Origin of the sequence: Bacteroides sp., from assembly GCF_028690125.1 — a bacterium.
Lineage (GTDB): Bacteria > Bacteroidota > Bacteroidia > Bacteroidales > Bacteroidaceae > Bacteroides.
Window position 1 is genome coordinate 1 of record NZ_JAQVBV010000063.1, and the last position, 16840, is coordinate 16840.

Annotated in this window: 13 protein-coding genes, 4 tRNA genes, 1 pseudogene and 1 riboswitch; of the genes and pseudogenes, 11 read left to right on the forward strand and 7 right to left on the reverse strand. The window is 38.8% G+C overall.

Translation table 11 applies throughout. The features are described 5' to 3' along the window. Nucleotides 1-59: 59 nt before the first annotated feature. The 5 genes from PHO71_RS23375 to nspC form a co-directional block, all read right to left on the reverse strand. Nucleotides 60-132: transfer RNA gene (locus PHO71_RS23375), tRNA-Gly, on the reverse strand. A gap of 20 nt (nt 133-152) precedes the next feature. Further along, nucleotides 153-236, reverse strand: a tRNA-Leu gene (locus PHO71_RS23380). A gap of 20 nt (nt 237-256) precedes the next feature. After that, nucleotides 257-338, reverse strand: a tRNA-Leu gene (locus PHO71_RS23385). 33 nt (nt 339-371) lie between these two features. Then, nucleotides 372-444: transfer RNA gene (locus PHO71_RS23390), tRNA-Gly, on the reverse strand. A gap of 117 nt (nt 445-561) precedes the next feature. Further along, nucleotides 562-1701: a carboxynorspermidine decarboxylase gene (gene nspC, locus PHO71_RS23395; RefSeq protein WP_300208253.1), complete on the reverse strand. Its 1140-nt coding sequence runs from the start codon at nt 1699-1701 to the stop codon at nt 562-564. A gap of 348 nt (nt 1702-2049) precedes the next feature. On the opposite strand from nspC, the pseudogene PHO71_RS23400 reads away from it, so the two are divergent. Continuing rightward, nucleotides 2050-2603 (forward strand): annotated as a pseudogene (locus tag PHO71_RS23400) (NAD(P)H-dependent oxidoreductase). A 265-nt stretch (nt 2604-2868) separates the two neighbouring features. On the opposite strand, the gene PHO71_RS23405 reads toward PHO71_RS23400, so the two are convergent. Next, on the reverse strand, nt 2869-3567 hold the full coding sequence (locus tag PHO71_RS23405) for a glycine zipper family protein (protein WP_300208255.1): 699 nt from the start codon (nt 3565-3567) through the stop codon (nt 2869-2871). Nucleotides 3568-3590: 23 nt separating this feature from the next. Further along, nucleotides 3591-5963 (reverse strand): ATP-dependent helicase, encoded by a 2373-nt coding sequence (locus PHO71_RS23410; protein WP_300208258.1) that lies wholly within the window; start codon nt 5961-5963, stop codon nt 3591-3593. Nucleotides 5964-6110: 147 nt separating this feature from the next. Here PHO71_RS23410 and PHO71_RS23415 point away from each other — a divergent pair, with 147 nt between their 5' ends. The 10 genes from PHO71_RS23415 to PHO71_RS23460 form a co-directional block, all read left to right on the forward strand. Then, a complete protein-coding gene (locus PHO71_RS23415; protein ID WP_300208261.1) occupies nt 6111-7850 on the forward strand; it encodes an RHS repeat protein in 1740 nt (579 codons plus the stop codon). Between the two features lie 76 nt (nt 7851-7926). Then, on the forward strand, nt 7927-8544 hold the full coding sequence (locus PHO71_RS23420) for a superoxide dismutase (protein ID WP_300208263.1): 618 nt from the start codon (nt 7927-7929) through the stop codon (nt 8542-8544). Between the two features lie 143 nt (nt 8545-8687). Further along, entirely contained in the window at nt 8688-10667 is a 1980-nt protein-coding gene (locus PHO71_RS23425) for a HAMP domain-containing sensor histidine kinase (protein ID WP_300208264.1), read from the forward strand. Between the two features lie 55 nt (nt 10668-10722). Next, nucleotides 10723-10813, forward strand: a riboswitch (TPP riboswitch). Nucleotides 10814-10872: 59 nt separating this feature from the next. Next, a complete protein-coding gene (gene thiS, locus PHO71_RS23430) occupies nt 10873-11073 on the forward strand; it encodes a sulfur carrier protein ThiS (RefSeq protein WP_300208265.1) in 201 nt (66 codons plus the stop codon). Between the two features lie 5 nt (nt 11074-11078). Then, the gene (locus PHO71_RS23435; RefSeq protein ID WP_300208267.1) at nt 11079-11696 is read left to right on the forward strand and encodes a thiamine phosphate synthase; all 618 of its coding nucleotides are present in this window, start codon (nt 11079-11081) and stop codon (nt 11694-11696) included. 82 nt (nt 11697-11778) lie between these two features. After that, a complete protein-coding gene (locus PHO71_RS23440) occupies nt 11779-12555 on the forward strand; it encodes a thiazole synthase (protein ID WP_300208268.1) in 777 nt (258 codons plus the stop codon). A gap of 69 nt (nt 12556-12624) precedes the next feature. Continuing rightward, complete coding sequence (gene thiC, locus PHO71_RS23445; protein WP_300208269.1) at nt 12625-14319, forward strand: phosphomethylpyrimidine synthase ThiC; 1695 nt, start codon at nt 12625-12627, stop codon at nt 14317-14319. A 15-nt stretch (nt 14320-14334) separates the two neighbouring features. Further along, nucleotides 14335-15489 (forward strand): 2-iminoacetate synthase ThiH, encoded by a 1155-nt coding sequence (thiH, locus tag PHO71_RS23450; RefSeq protein ID WP_300208270.1) that lies wholly within the window; start codon nt 14335-14337, stop codon nt 15487-15489. 22 nt (nt 15490-15511) lie between these two features. Beyond that, entirely contained in the window at nt 15512-16204 is a 693-nt protein-coding gene (locus tag PHO71_RS23455) for a HesA/MoeB/ThiF family protein (protein ID WP_300208272.1), read from the forward strand. A 61-nt stretch (nt 16205-16265) separates the two neighbouring features. After that, on the forward strand, nt 16266-16840 hold a 575-nt coding region (locus PHO71_RS23460), incomplete at its 3' end, for a thiamine phosphate synthase (RefSeq protein WP_300208273.1).

A 16840-nucleotide genomic window follows, 5' to 3' on the forward strand; every position in this document is an offset into this window, starting at 1 on the left:
CGCGTCTACCAATTCCGCCACCTGGGCAAAACTTAGTTTCAATATTTCAAAGAAATAAGAGCGGAAAACGAGACTCGAACTCGCGACCCTAACCTTGGCAAGGTTATGCTCTACCAACTGAGCTATTTCCGCAAAAGAACTTTAATTACTTGTGAAGAGAAGGAGACTCGAACTCCCACGACATAACTGTCACTACCCCCTCAAAGTAGCGCGTCTACCAATTCCGCCACCTCTCCAGAATTAAAGTTAATCTCTGTGCCCAGAACAGGACTCGAACCTGCATGCCTCGCGACACACGCACCTGAAACGTGCGCGTCTACCAATTCCGCCACCTGGGCAAAGATTTATTTCCAACATTTCAAAGAAATATGAGCGGAAAACGAGACTCGAACTCGCGACCCTAACCTTGGCAAGGTTATGCTCTACCAACTGAGCTATTTCCGCATTTTTTTGTTTGCGGTTGCAAAGGTAGACAAATTCCGTAAACCTGCAAACATTCTGCATACTTTTTTCACTATAATCTGTTCACTCTGCACCCACTAAAAACAATTGTTTTGATTATCAACTCATTCTGTTACGATAATCTTCATAAGAAAATTGCTTGTATATTTCAGCCTTTCCTTCTTTTGTCCACAGGGCAATAGCCGGGTGATGAATACCGTTAAACATATTTGTCTTTACTATTGTATAATGAATCATATCTTCGAACACAATCCGCTCGCCAATCTGTAATTCATGATCAAAACTCCAAAAACCCATATAATCACCACTCAAACAAGAATTGCCACCAAGACGATAAATAAATTTTCCTTCATTGCCCATCTCTGCTCCACGGACAGTTGGCTGATATGGCATTTCCAGACAATCGGGCATATGACAAGTAAAACTGACATTCAAGATAGCAGTCTTAATTCCACGGCTCTCCACAATATCTACTACTTCAGAAGTCAATACCCCCGTCTGCCAAGTAAAAGCCGAACCAGGTTCCATAATAATATGCAGATGAGGATGACGTGCTTTTAATCCTTGTAACAGTTTTATCAAATGCTCTGTATCATAATCTTTCCGTGTTATCAGATGACCGCCTCCCAGATTTAACCATTTAATCTGTGGAAACCAACAAGCAAATTTCTTTTCCAAATGCTGTAACGTACGTTCCAGCTCAAAAGAAGAAGATTCGCAATGACAATGGCAATGAAAACCTTCAATCCCTTGTGGCAAGATTTCAGGCAACAAATCAGCAGTAATGCCAAAGCGAGTACCAGGCGCACAAGGATTATAAAGTTCAGTTTCTACTTCCGAATATTCGGGATTAATACGGATACCGCAAGAAATACCGCTTCCCTCTGCAACCATCACCGGATAAAAGCGTTGAAATTGTGACAAAGAATTAAAAGTGATATGACTACTGCAACGCATTATTTCCGGAAAATCCTGTTCTGTATATGCCGGAGAATAGGTATGTGCCTTGCTACCAAATTCTTCCAGCGCCAAACGAGCTTCATAAACGGAACTTGCCGTAGAATGATCAATATATTCACGAAATATTGGAAAAGAACGCCACATGGCAAATGACTTGAAAGCTAGAATGATCTCCACTCCTGCCCTGTCAGCCACACTTTTGATCAAACTTAGGTTTTTTCTTATTAGTTCTTCTTCCATGATATAACAAGGAGAAGGAAATAGAGTAAAATTTATCATATATAATTCTTAGCTAAATAAAACGTTCTATTTTAACGTGCTTGCAAAAATACAACACTTTTTCATTTTAAGGTCAATACCGATAAGAAAATAAAAACATTCTAGTTGCAAATCATTACTTCACATTAAAATAGTATAAAGCAGAAAGGGATACTACTCAAATCATATTAATCTATAGAAACAAGATATTTAAAACTTAATACAATAATAAAGTCAAACTAGTTTTAAAACTTTGCTAAATGACACTACATATTTATTATTAAGAGATAGTTTTTCGATAACCTTTTCTTGTTTTTGTATCTTATATATAAGATACAAAAATATTTTATCCTAAATACCCAAATGATTATGAATAAAGATTTAAGAAAAGTAGTAATTCTTTTGGCTCATCCTAATTTTAAGGAATCTCAAGCTAATAAAGCATTACTTAATGCAGTTAAAGACATTGAAGGAATAGCTATATTTAATCTCTACGAAATGCAAGACGCTACTTTTAATGTGGACGAATGGAGTAAGATTATCTCTGACGCTTCTGCCATCATTTATCAGTTTCCATTCTATTGAATGTCTGCTCCTTCTCTGTTGAAAAATGGCAGGACGAAGTATTTACTTTTTAATCCAAGACTCCGGCAGTGGCTGGGAAATCATTGACTGTAGTAACCTCAACAGGCTCCGAATACGAAGCTTAGCGCAGTGGAGGTAAAAACCGCTTCACTACAGATGAACTTTTGCGTCCCTATCAAGTAAGTGCTATTCATGCAGGAATGTCATGGCAAACACCTATTGTCGTTTATGGAATGGGAACTACAGATACAGGAAAAAATATAGCTGAAAGTGCTAATCTGTATAAACAACGAGTAGAAATGCTTATCGGCAGTAGTAACGCAGGAAACAATTGGTAAATATATGATAGAATATATAAATAAACTTATCATTCAACTTACATATTTGAATTACTAAACAAAACATTGATCAAAGATGTATACAAATGATTCCTTTCCGTTTTTAAAAGAAAGGCTTGCTTCCCACTGCCAAATAGTTTGTTTTACAATCAAAAAAAGAATTACACTATCCTCTCAATGATTACATCATGTACTCAGGATGATATAATCATTAAGAGGCACATCATGTGATCATATAAAAACTATATTTTTGATGCAGTTCTTCTCAGCGTTGAGTAGGTAACGTAAACTCATGAGCATCACAAATCTTTCCGTTTTCATCAGATACTGCAACACGGAAAGTGATCTCACCATCTTTCAATTTAGAACCGGCATAAATGGTAGCAGTATATCGAATACCCTCACCCGGAAGGATCTCTTCGACCATCACAGAAGGAGAAATTCCTATATTCTTCACTTTGCCAACAGTCTCCACAATAGGAACAATATCATATACAGGAGTTTTGCCTTCATTCATCACCTCAAAAATAATCTTACTACTTTCTCCTGCATCAATCACATGGTTACGGTTATCATCAATAAAACGAATCTTATGCAACTTCAACTGTGGTAAAGGACGCTGTATTTGAGGACGAATTTTATTCGACTTCGCTTGAGGTTTGTCATAAACTTCTCTAACTTCAGGAACATAAGCATACTCCTCTAACGGTTCTTGCCTCGGAGTCGTCAAAGCATTACCAATCGCAGCACCGGCAATGGTACCCACAATATTTCCAATAGCAGAGCCACGATACCCGCCTCTCCAGCCATGATTATTGTCGCCAATCAGTCCACCGATAGATCCGCCTAAACTTCCTCCGATAGTAGCACCTGCCATAATAGCTCCCGGATTTCCCATACGTCCTGACGCACATCCACTCAAAATCAGAGCAGAGAGCAGAATTACTGTTACTTGTTTCTTCATGACACCTATATAATTTGAGTATATTAATCTACTACTTTAAAACGTGCAAAACGCAACAATAGTTGTTTATCACCTGCATTTTTGAAGTGGATCGTTGCTTTCGCATTATCACCTGTACCTTCCACTGTTATAACCTCTCCTAAGCCAAAACGTTCATGTTCTATCATCTGTCCGGCTTGTACTCCCATAATGGGAACCGTATCCGAAAAAGTAGTAGAAGAAGAGGCACTAGTACTCACCGAACTTACTTTTTTCAAATTTCTCGGTACTGTAGGAGCAATGATCTGTTCTTTCGGACGCCGTTCCTGATCAGCTGAAAAATTACCAAACGGAGCACGTGAAGAAGAAGCTGAACGGGTAAACCCTCCTTCAATTTCCCTACGGAAACGTCCTGCTCCTTCATCCACAGAACGACTGACTCCCGCTTCATGGGGTAACTGGAGGAAATGTGTATCAATATCACGTAGGAAACGGCTTGGACTTCCAAATTCCATCTTTCCATAACGGAAACGAGTTTTGGCAAATGACAGAAAACAATGTTCTTCTGCACGGGTAATCGCTACATAGAACAGGCGCCGTTCTTCTTCCAAAGCACGAGGAGAATTTCCTACCATACCACTGGGAAACAGATTTTCTTCCAAACCGACTACAAAAACATTCTTAAATTCCAGTCCTTTGGCAGAATGGACAGTCATTAAGGTTATCTTTTCTCCGTCATCCGCTTTGTCTGAATCCTGATCTGTAAGCAAAGCTATCTCAGAGAGAAAATCTGTCAAAGAAATGTTCGGATTACCTTCTTCTTGACGCAAAGCACAAAAATCATTCATTCCATTCACCAATTCTTCTATATTTTCTTTTCTACTCAGATTTTCAGGAGAAGTATCCTGAAAAACATCATTGATAATACCGGATTGACGGATGATATCCGTACCGATCTTATATGCATTCTCATCTGCCTGGGCAGTGATAAAACCGTCTATCAACTCACGGAATCCCTGCAGTTTTGCATGAGTTCCTTTGTTGATCGTCAGCCCATAGCTCAATGGTTCACAAAGTACAGTCCAAAGACTTACACCATTCAACGTTGCGGCAGATATGATTTTACCAACGGTAGTATCTCCGATTCCCCGAGCAGGATAGTTAATGATACGCTTGAATGCCTCTTCATCATTAGGATTCACTACCAAACGAAAATATGCAATAACGTCTTTAATCTCCTTACGCTGATAGAATGAAAGTCCTCCATAAATTTTATATGGCATACTCCGTTTACGAAGAGCTTCCTCAAAAATACGACTTTGCGCATTCGTCCGGTATAAAATAGCAAAATCTGCATATCCGTAATCTTTTATCCGACGTAGTTCTGCTATCTTGTTTGCTACAATATCACCCTCTTCCACATCACTATAAGCTTGAAAGACTCCAATCGGCTCTCCTTTTTCTTTCTCGGAAAATACTTCTTTACGGATTTGACGCTCATTCTTTTCAATCAAACTATTTGCGGCACAAACAATGGTCTGTGTAGAACGGTAATTCTGTTCCAATTTGAAAACCTTCGTATTGGGATATACTTTCGTAAAATAAAGAATGTTATCAATATCTGCTCCACGGAAAGAATAGATACTCTGCGCATCATCACCTACAACACAGACATGCTGGTTTTCCTTTGTCAGTTGCAAAACAATGCTGTGCTGTGCATAATTGGTATCTTGATACTCGTCTACAAGTATATACCGGAACTGCTCACGATAACGTGCCAATACTTCCGGAAAATCACGGAACAAGATATAGGTATAGACTAGCAAATCATCGAAATCCATTGCTCCGGCCTGACGACATCTCTCCCAATAACGACTGTATATATCACGAATAGCAGGCATCTTGACTGCCATATCCCCTTCATAAGCCTCTTTATTCGCTGCATAGCCTGAAGGAGAAACAAGGTGGTTCTTTGCATTCGATATACGTGCCTGAACGACTCCTGGCTTATAAGTTTTCTCATCCAGTCCCATTTCTTTAATAATGGAACGAATGAGGCTCTTACTATCGGCAGAATCATAAATGGTGAATTGGGAAGTAAATCCAATATGTTGTGCTTCGGCACGGAGAATACGTGAAAAGACAGAATGGAAAGTCCCCATCCATAAATAGCGGGCCCGTTCCATACCGACCTGACGGGCAATACGCTCTTTCATCTCCCGCGCTGCTTTGTTGGTAAAAGTCAGTGCCAGAATGTTCCACGGATTATAACCGTTCTCAAGCAAATACGCGATTTTATAAGTCAAAACACGCGTCTTTCCGGAGCCGGCACCGGCTATCACCAGAGAAGGACCATCGTTGTATTTAACTGCCTCACACTGACTCTCGTTCAATTCCTCTATATAATTGATATTCATAACAGCATTATAAAAACTATGGGGATTTTTAACAAACCCTTGGCATTCAAATTTGTTTCAATACGACAAAAGTATAATAATCATTCGATAATGAAGATATTTTTGTGAAATTTCATCACTAACTATTTTAACCTAACCCCCAAAACAATGAAAAAGAATATATTATTATCGATCATTTTCGGCATCTGTCTAGCCACGTGTACCCCACAGGCAATAGCACAGAAACAGGGTCGCATGGAAAAACTGTTAAGGTATCTAAATGACAATGACACTGAGAAGTGGCAAAAGAACCGTGAAAAACTGGACGATGAAACGCAGGCATATTATGCTAATGCTCTATCATTAATGGATATTCTCGACCAATTATGGAATAAGCAAAGTGAGAAAGCGGCCACCAACTATTTCGGAAGTTACGATAAAGCAGCCAAAGCTTATTTTCCTGAAATCTGTAAAGCTGATAATATCGAATTATCCAACATACGAAACAGAGCCAATAAATCAATTATCGACCTATTAGAGATTTCGAAAAATAAAATACTTTTCAGCCGGATATTAATAGACAGTATTCGTACCACTGGTTACCCGATGGACTCTGTATTATTAGAAAAGATAGAAAGTACCCGTGAATTGGCTTTGATGGAAAGTATGTTGAGTACTCCCACTCTTCAAACCTATCAAATTTATATTAAAGAATATCCGAATGGTAAATTCATCTCTCAAGTCAATACAGCCGAAAACAAACGGCTCTATCAGCTTGTAAAAAGCTCTCCGAATCCGGAAAATTTCAAAGCATTCTTTGAAGATGTGGCGATGCAAAAGTTTTTCCAGGATAAAGGTCCGCGTCCCTATCTTGGAGAAGTCCGCACACTCTATGATAATTTTCTGTTTCAGAATATCGATACACTTCAAAAAAAAGGAAATGCTGCTGCTATCCGACAAATCATTGACGAATATAAGAATTCGCCCTATCTAACTTCTTCGGAACGGACTCATTTGAACGAGCTGGAATATATCAGCGAAAAAGCCGATTTTGAACTACTAAAAACGACTTTAACTAGTTCTGAATCACTGAACGCATTGAAGAATTTCCTTGCGACACATAAATATAAGGAATTCCGTGATCAGGCGAACGCATTGCGCCAGACATTCATCTTACAAACTATTGTCTCTACGCCTAATTGTGTGAAGCACTATAATCAGGGGTGTTTGATGAAGGTGAGTGAAAACGACAGTATCGGAATTCGCTCGACTACATACTCCTACAATGATAAGAGACAAATATTATCCATCGTATCCATCACCGAGAAAAACGGTCAGACTATCAATCAGGAAAAAACCAGTATGTTATATGACCCATTGGGACACTGTATCTTCGAAGTAAAAACAGACCCGAAAACTCAAACAGATTTTTACAGGAGAATACGTCACTTCGGTACTGATGGAAGTATTGAAAGCGATTCGCTCAAATATACAGATGGCAAACTGGTTATCAGCAACTACAACAAACAGGGATTGGTAACGGAAATGAAAGAATATGATAAAAATGGAGAACTAAAAACATCTACCGTAAACAAGTATGACGATAAAGGAAGGATGATAGAATCACAACACCAGAATCTGCAATTTACCAATTCTCCAGCTCAGGTCCTTTCACAAAAGGAGGTATATGAATACGATAAATATGGTTATCTTAACCGAATTGTCTATCAAAGGATTTCCAGCAATAACCAAAAAACCAATGGATTTTTAACCTGTATGTATGATGAATATGGTAACCGGATTGATGGTAATTCTTATTACGAATATGATAATACTGGACAATGGGTATGCCGAACTAACTACGATGATCCTCAAAATGTAGAACGCGTCCAATTCATCTATAAATAAAGACAAGGAGCAGTGAACCATTTTATCTTAGAAGTTGTTATTACTATATAAAGCATCCATTTAAAATTTGGACAATATGAATACTATATTAATGTCTTTAATATTTATGACCATGACTTACGAAATGCCTAGACTTCCTTACGCGAACAATGCGCTGGAACCTGTAATCAGTCAGCAAACCATTGATTTTCATTACGGTAAGCACCTACAAACGTATGTAAACAACCTAAACAGCCTTGTGCCGGGAACAGAATATGAAGGTAAAACAGTGGAAGAAATTGTTGCGACTGCTCCAGATGGAGCTATCTTCAATAATGCCGGACAGGTATTGAATCATAACTTATATTTCCTGCAATTTGCACCCAAACCTTCGAAGAAAGAACCGACGGGTAAGTTGGCAGAAGCCATCAAGCAGGACTTCGGGGGTTTTGAAAACTTCAAGAAAGAATTTAATGCCGCAGCTGTTGGCTTATTCGGGTCTGGATGGGCTTGGTTGTCTGTAGATAAGAACGGTAAACTCCATATTACCAAAGAAGCTAACGGTAGCAACCCGGTACGTGCCGGATTGAAACCTCTTCTCGGATTCGACGTTTGGGAACATTCCTATTATCTGGATTACCAGAACCGTCGTGCTGATCATATAAATGCTTTGTGGAATATCATTGACTGGGATGTAGTTGAAAAAAGAATGTAGCCGGTCTTATTAAAATTAAACTAAACTATTAAGAGATCTTTGTGGAAAATTCCACAAAGATCTCTTTTTTTACTTTTTTTATTGCATATTAAAGCCATTAATTGTATTTTTGCACTACTTCCTGATCCCTCACAAAACAAATTATGTGCAGACACATCGAAAATAAAAGATCAATTACAATATTTATTTTCTTTATACTACTAGCTTCATTTTGTAATGCTACAGAAATAAAGAATAAGAAGAATGAGATTCTTTTCATTACTTCTTACACTTCGGACACTCAATACACCTATAACAATATTAATACATTTGTAGAGACCTATTATAAATTAGGTGGTAAATCGCCTGTCGTTGTGGAAAATATGAATTCTACTAACTTAAAGCAGGCACAGATGTGGAAAAAAACACTTATCGAAATTCTTGAAAAACATCCAAGTCCAAAGTTAGTGGTTCTGTTAGGTGGTGAAGCGTGGACAAGTTTCTTCAGCCTTAAAGAAGAAAAATATAAGAAAACACCCGTATTCTGTGCAATGTCTTCCCGTTACGGTATTATCATACCTGAAGACTCCATCGACATACAGACCTATGACCCGCAAAGCATTGACTTTACGAAGCTAATGATATCATATAACGTAAAATTCTGCAGCACTTATCAATATGATGTAAATAAGGATATAGAACTAATGAAAAGCTTCTATCCAAAAATGGAGAATGTCGTATTTGTGTCGGATAATACATACAACGGGCTCGCTGAAAATGCTTGGATGAAGAAAAATATGAAACGTTATCCGGAATTATCAACTACTTATATCGACGGACGCACTCACAGCCTTGATATGGCAGTGAATCAATTGTATAATCTACCTAGTAATTCAGTTATGTTGCTTGGAATTTGGAGAATAGATAATTGCGGCATCACCTACATGAATAATTCTGTTTTTGCTTTCTCACAAGCCAACCCCTCATTACCTATATTCAGCATGACATCTACCGCAATTGGTTATTGGGCGATCGGAGGTTATGTTCCCCAATATGATGGAGTAGGAAAAGTCATGGGTGAAAAAGCATATCTATTTTTAGATAAAGGGAATAATGTCCCTATGGAAGTCCAGATATTACCAAATATTTATAAATTCGATGCAAATAAACTGAAAGAATGGGGATTCGAAACCCAAATACTCCCTCCAAATTCAATTATTATCAATCAGCCAAAGCCTTTTCTGGAAGAATATAAAACGGAAGTACATCTGATTTTGCTCATATTTATTGTGTTAATTGCCGGACTAATCATTTCTCTATACTATTACTATCGGACTAAAGTACTTAAAAATCATCTTGAGAAAACAACTTGGCAATTGCAAGAGGATAAAAAGAAACTGGAAAAGTCGGAAGCCGAACTTACCAAAGCAAAAGAATATGCCGAAGAAGCTAGTAGAATGAAAAGTGCTTTTGTTTCGAATATGAGTCATGAGATAAGAACACCTTTAAATGCAATTGTCGGGTTTTCCGGACTACTTATCAATACAAGTGATACCACAAATGAGCAAAAAAAGTATGCAGATATTATTCAAACAAATTCAGATTTATTACTTCAATTAATTAATGACGTCTTGGATATCTCTCGTCTGGAATCTGGTAGGCTACAATTCAATTACGAATGGTGTGAATTAATGAATCACTGCCAGAATATGATTATTTTAACTAACCGGAACAAAACAAAGAATATAGATATCAATTTACAGATGCCCAAAGAACCTTATATGCTTTATACAGATTCATTGCGTTTGCAACAAGTCATTATCAATTTACTGAACAATGCCATGAAATTTACTCCCGATGGAGGAAGTATCACATTGGATTATAAAGTGAATGAAAAAGATCAATGCATGATATTCTCAGTAACGGATACCGGTTCAGGAATACCTGAAGACAAACAGGAAGTTGTATTCCAGCGTTTTGAAAAACTCAATGAATTCGTACAGGGAACAGGACTGGGATTATCTATTTGTAAGTTAATGACACAATACATGGGAGGTGATATTTGGATTGATAAAAACTATAAGAATGGTGCAAGATTTGTTTTCTCCCATCCTATCCAAAAACAGGAACCTACAGAAATATGAAAAATAATAATCAGTTTTGATGTTTTTCTGTTTCTTTTTCACTTACTTTGCCTTCGTAAAAACAAAGGGGTGCCCAAAAGGCTGAGATTATACCCTAATAACCTGATACAGTTAGCACTGACGTAGGGATTGTGTTTCTTCTTATTACCTTCAATAAAAGCACGCTCTTTGTATTTACTTCCAACTTATTTAGATTAATAGGAAAATGAAAGTACAAGTAAACAACAAAGAGGTGAAAATAAATCCAGTTTCTACTCTAACACAACTGATTCTGCTATTGGAACTTCCATTCCAAGGTATTGCTATTGCCGTAAACAACAAAATGATTCCCCGCACCGAATGGGAACATTTTCTGCTCCATGAGAATGATAATCTGATAATTATTAAAGCTGCTTGCGGAGGATAACAAAGATGGTCAATCTACAATTTATCACCCATCAGACCGATCTGTACTCTTACTTCGAATCAGCACGTATGGCACTCAAAGGAGGATGCAGATGGATTCAACTACGCATGAAAGATGCTCCGCTTGAAGAAGTAGAAACCGTAGCACTCCAATTAAAACCACTATGTAAAAAACACGAAGCTATTTTACTATTAGATGACCATGTAGAACTGGTAAAAAAGCTGGAAGTAGATGGTGTTCATCTAGGCAAAAAAGATATGCCTATCGTCAAAGCACGCCAGATACTTGGAGAAGCTTTTATCATTGGTGGTACTGCTAATACATTTGAAGACGTCCAACAGCATTATCGTGCCGGAGCTGATTATCTAGGTATCGGCCCTTTCCGGTTTACAACTACCAAACAGAACCTGAGTCCGGTTTTAGGACTGGAAGGCTATGTTTCTATCCTTTCCCAAATGAAGGATGCCAAAATCGAACTCCCGGTAGTTGCAATTGGAGGAATTACTTATGAAGATATTCCTGATATACTACGAACCGGTGTAAACGGTATCGCTCTTTCAGGCACTATTCTACGAGCAGAAGATCCGGTGAAAGAAACAAAGAGAATTTTGTGTAGTTATTAATTATTCATTGTTCAAATCTTTAACAGGAAAAATATAGAATAATTTATCATTTAGAAAATTCATCATTCAAAATTACCATAATATGGAAAAGTTAGTAATTGCGGGACGTGAGTTTAATTCCCGCCTTTTCCTGGGAACAGGAAAATTCAACTCCAATGAAGTAATGAAACAAGCCATTCTGGCATCTGGCACAGAAATGGTGACCGTTGCAATGAAACGTATCGACATGGACAACAAAGAAGATGATATGCTGAAACATATCATTCATCCGAATATCCAACTTCTTCCTAATACTTCCGGTGTACGTGATGCGGAAGAAGCTGTATTTGCCGCACAACTTGCACGTGAAGCATTCGGAACCAATTGGCTGAAACTTGAAATCCATCCTGATCCACGTTATTTGCTTCCTGATTCTATCGAAACTTTGAAAGCCGCAGAGCAATTAGTGAAACTAGGCTTTGTAGTGCTCCCTTATTGTCAAGCAGACCCTGTATTGTGTAAACGTCTGGAAGAAGTCGGTGCTGCTACCGTAATGCCCCTTGGAGCTCCAATTGGTACCAATAAGGGATTGCAAACCAAAGAATTCCTGCAAATTATTATTGAGCAAGCCGGTATTCCTGTCGTTGTAGATGCAGGTATCGGCGCACCAAGCCATGCTGCTGAAGCGATGGAATTGGGAGCATCTGCCGTTCTGGTAAATACTGCAATAGCGGTAGCCGGTAATCCGGTAGATATGGCAAAAGCCTTTAAGGATGCAACCGAGGCCGGACGTCGGGCATACGAAGCCGGATTGGGATTACAAGCAACCAATTTCATAGCAGAAGCCAGTTCACCTCTAACTGCATTTCTAGATAAATGAATAATTATAAGAAAAGATATAATAAAATTAGAAGGTAGTTAAGTAGAAAATGTCCAAAAAATATTATATATGGAACAAAGAATAAAATTTCCCCGCTCTCAGAAAGTATATCTGTCCGGTAAACTTTATCCGAATATCCGTGTAGCTATGCGGAAAGTTGAACAAGTTCCCAGTGTCAGTTTTGAAGGGAAGGAAAAGATTGCAACGTCTAATCCGGAAATATACATTTACGATACTAGTGGAGCATTCAGTGACTCGGAGATGAGCATTGATCTAAAAAAAGGGCTCCCACGTATGCGCGAAGAATGGATTGTGGAACGAGGTGATGTAGAAAAACTTTCTGAAATCACATCAGAATACGGACAGATGAGGCGTGACGATTCTAGTCTCGATCATTTGCGTTTTGAACATATCGCCCTCCCTTACCGTGCAAAGAAAGGAGAGATAATCACTCAAATGGCGTATGCTAAACGAGGAATTATTACACCTGAAATGGAATATGTAGCCATCCGCGAGAATATGAATTGCGAAGAATTGGGAATTGAGACTCATATTACTCCCGAATTCGTACGCAAAGAGATAGCAGAAGGGCGAGCTGTACTACCTGCCAATATTAATCATCCGGAAGGGGAACCAATGATTATCGGCCGTAATTTTCTAGTGAAAATCAATACGAACATCGGAAATTCCGCCACTACTTCCAGCATTGATGAGGAAGTAGAAAAAGCATTATGGAGTTGTAAATGGGGAGGAGATACATTAATGGATCTATCAACGGGGGAGAATATTCATGAAACACGTGAATGGATTATCCGTAACTGTCCTGTTCCGGTAGGTACTGTACCTATTTATCAGGCTCTGGAAAAAGTGAATGGTGTTGTTGAAGACCTGACTTGGGAAATCTACCGGGATACTCTGATTGAGCAATGCGAACAAGGAGTAGATTATTTCACTATCCATGCTGGTATTCGCCGTCATAATGTTCATCTTGCCGAAAAACGTTTGTGCGGTATTGTCAGCCGTGGTGGAAGTATTATGAGTAAATGGTGTCTGGTAAACAATCGCGAAAGTTTCTTGTATGAACACTTTGATGATATATGTGATATTCTGGCACAATATGATGTAGCAGTTTCGTTAGGAGACGGACTTCGTCCGGGATCTATTCATGATGCTAACGACGAAGCTCAATTTGCAGAATTAGATACTATGGGAGAGTTGGTCCTCCGAGCATGGGAAAAGAATGTGCAAGCCTTTATCGAAGGCCCGGGTCATGTTCCCATGCATAAGATCAAAGAAAACGTAGAACGTCAGATTGAGAAATGCCACGATGCTCCTTTTTACACGCTCGGTCCGTTGGTAACGGATATAGCACCGGGATACGACCATATCACCTCAGCGATTGGAGCTGCCCAAATTGGATGGTTGGGTACAGCTATGCTCTGTTATGTGACTCCCAAAGAACATCTTGCCCTACCGGACAAAGAAGATGTACGCGTAGGTGTGATCACTTATAAAATTGCTGCTCATGCAGCAGACTTAGCCAAAGGTCACCCGGGAGCACAGGTACGTGACAATGCACTGAGCAAAGCCCGCTATGAATTCCGTTGGAAAGACCAATTCGACTTATCTCTCGATCCGGAACGTGCACAGACTTATTTTCGTGCCGGACATCACATAGACGGAGAATATTGCACGATGTGTGGACCCAACTTCTGCGCCATGCGATTATCACGCGACTTAAAGAAAAGTGGAAAACAATCTTAAATTCTTAAATTAATTATGTTCTCAGACGAATTAGAAAAAATATCCTGGGAAGAGACGACAAAAGCCATCTATTCCAAAACTGATGCTGATGTACGCCGCGTACTAGGCAAAAAGGAGCATCTGGATGTTAATGATTTTATGACTCTGATCTCACCTGCCGCTACTCCTTACTTGGAAGTAATGGCACGCCTCAGCCAGAAATATACAATGGAACGGTTCGGCAAGACAATTTCAATGTTTGTACCGCTCTATATCACCAATTCATGCACTAATTCTTGCGTTTATTGCGGTTTTCACATTAGTAACCCAATGAAAAGAACCATACTGACGGAAGAAGAAATAATTAATGAATACAAGGCCATCAAAAAATTAGCTCCTTTTGAAAACTTGTTGCTCGTTACTGGAGAAAACCCTGCCGTAGCCGGAGTTTCTTACATTGCCCGTGCATTGGATTTAGCAAAACCTTATTTCAGTAATCTGCAAATAGAAGTGATGCCTCTTAAAGCCGAAGAATACGAAGAATTGACTCATCATGGTTTGAATGGTGTGATCTGTTTTCAGGAGACTTATAACAAAACCAACTATAAAACTTATCACCCGAGAGGTATGAAATCTAAGTTCGAATGGCGTGTTAATGGTTTCGACCGGATGGGGCAAGCAGGTATCCATAAAATCGGTATGGGAGTCTTAATCGGTCTGGAAGAATGGCGAACGGATGTTACTATGATGGCTTATCATCTCCGTTACTTACAAAAGCATTATTGGAAAACTAAATACAGTGTCAATTTTCCACGTATGCGTCCATCTGAAAATGATGGTTTCCAGCCAAATGTGATTATGAATGACAGAGAACTTGCACAGCTTACCTTCGCCATGCGGATTTTCGACCATGATGTAGATATCTCCTACTCAACTCGTGAAAGTGCAGAGATACGGAATCATATGGCGACTTTGGGAGTAACTACCATGAGCGCAGAAAGTAAAACTGAACCGGGAGGCTATTATAGTTATCCGCAAACATTGGAACAATTCCATGTTAGTGATGAACGGAAAGCAATAGAAGTTGAGCGTGACTTAAAATTACTTGGACGCGAACCGGTTTGGAAAGATTGGGACCAAAGTTTTGACCAACTTCAGAAGAACGGTGTCCAGAGATTTTCACCATTATAATCATTTAAAGCCATAATCATTTATGCGATACAGCAGACAAGTTATACTTCCTGAAATTGGGGAAGCAGGTCAAGCCAAACTTAAGAAAGCTAAAGTATTGATTGTAGGCGTGGGAGGGCTAGGCTCTCCCATTGCCCTTTATTTAGCAGGAGCAGGAGTCGGAACTATCGGATTGATAGACGATGATAATGTCAGTATCAGCAACCTGCAACGTCAAATATTGTATACTGAGATTGATATGAATCGTTCCAAAGCTGTTTGTGCTGCCGAAAGACTCTCTGCACTCAATAGTGAAATCTGCCTGCATTCCTATCCTACACGGCTCACTACTGGGAATGCACACGAACTCATAAGCAGATATGATATCATAGTAGACGGTTGCGACAACTTTTCTACCCGCTATCTGATCAATGATACATGCGTTAATTTAAGAAAAACATATGTCTATGGTGCAATATGCGGATTCGAAGGTCAAGTTTCTGTTTTCAACTATGGGGAAAACAAAAAAAACTATCGTGACTTATATCCCGACGAGGAAGAGATGAAACAGATACCTCCTCAGTTCAAAGGTGTTATGGGAATTACCCCTGCTGTTGTTGGAAGTATTGAAGCAACAGAAGTGCTGAAAATAATCTGTGGTTTTGGCGATGTTTTGTCAGACAAATTATGGACAATTGACCTGCGAACACTCCAATCTAACATATTTTCACTATAAACGTTGGTTTCTGAAATACCTTATTACTAACTTTGCTAAACTTAACAGTCTAACAAAAGAAATGAAACTAATAGTAGTTACCCCCCCTGCTTTCTTCGTTGAAGAAGATAAGATTATTACTGCTCTCTTCGAAGAGGGACTGGATATTCTACATCTTAGAAAACCGGAGACTCCGGCTATGTATTCAGAGCGCCTGCTAACGCTTATTCCGGAAAAATACCATCGGCGAATCGTTACACATGAGCACTTTTATCTCAAAGAAGAATTTAATCTGATGGGAATACACCTGAATGCACGTAATCCAAATGAACCCCACGATTACGACGGTCATGTTAGTTGTTCATGTCATTCCGTAGAAGAAGTGAAAAATAGAAAACATTTCTACGACTATGTATTCATGAGTCCAATTTACGATAGTATCTCCAAAGTAAATTACTATTCCACTTATACAGCAGAAGAATTACGTGAAGCACAAAAAGCAAAGATCATCGACTCTAAAGTGATAGCATTAGGTGGAATCAATGCTGATAATTTATTAGAAATAAAAAGAATTGGATTTGGCGGAGTTGCCATATTAGGTGACTTATGGAACAGATTCGATGCATGTTCAGACCAAGATTACTTGGCTGTTATTAA

Coding starts and splice junctions, on each gene's coding strand:
- PHO71_RS23440 (WP_300208268.1), top strand. CDS start 11,779: ATGGAAAAGTTAGTAATTGCGGGACGTGAGTTTAATTCCCGCCTTTTC.
- PHO71_RS23420 (WP_300208263.1), top strand. CDS start 7,927: ATGAATACTATATTAATGTCTTTAATATTTATGACCATGACTTACGAA.
- thiH (WP_300208270.1), top strand. CDS start 14,335: ATGTTCTCAGACGAATTAGAAAAAATATCCTGGGAAGAGACGACAAAA.
- PHO71_RS23455 (WP_300208272.1), top strand. CDS start 15,512: ATGCGATACAGCAGACAAGTTATACTTCCTGAAATTGGGGAAGCAGGT.
- thiC (WP_300208269.1), top strand. CDS start 12,625: ATGGAACAAAGAATAAAATTTCCCCGCTCTCAGAAAGTATATCTGTCC.
- thiS (WP_300208265.1), top strand. CDS start 10,873: ATGAAAGTACAAGTAAACAACAAAGAGGTGAAAATAAATCCAGTTTCT.
- nspC (WP_300208253.1), bottom strand. CDS start 1,701: ATGATAAATTTTACTCTATTTCCTTCTCCTTGTTATATCATGGAAGAA.
- PHO71_RS23410 (WP_300208258.1), bottom strand. CDS start 5,963: ATGAATATCAATTATATAGAGGAATTGAACGAGAGTCAGTGTGAGGCA.
- PHO71_RS23425 (WP_300208264.1), top strand. CDS start 8,688: ATGTGCAGACACATCGAAAATAAAAGATCAATTACAATATTTATTTTC.
- PHO71_RS23435 (WP_300208267.1), top strand. CDS start 11,079: ATGGTCAATCTACAATTTATCACCCATCAGACCGATCTGTACTCTTAC.
- PHO71_RS23415 (WP_300208261.1), top strand. CDS start 6,111: ATGAAAAAGAATATATTATTATCGATCATTTTCGGCATCTGTCTAGCC.
- PHO71_RS23405 (WP_300208255.1), bottom strand. CDS start 3,567: ATGAAGAAACAAGTAACAGTAATTCTGCTCTCTGCTCTGATTTTGAGT.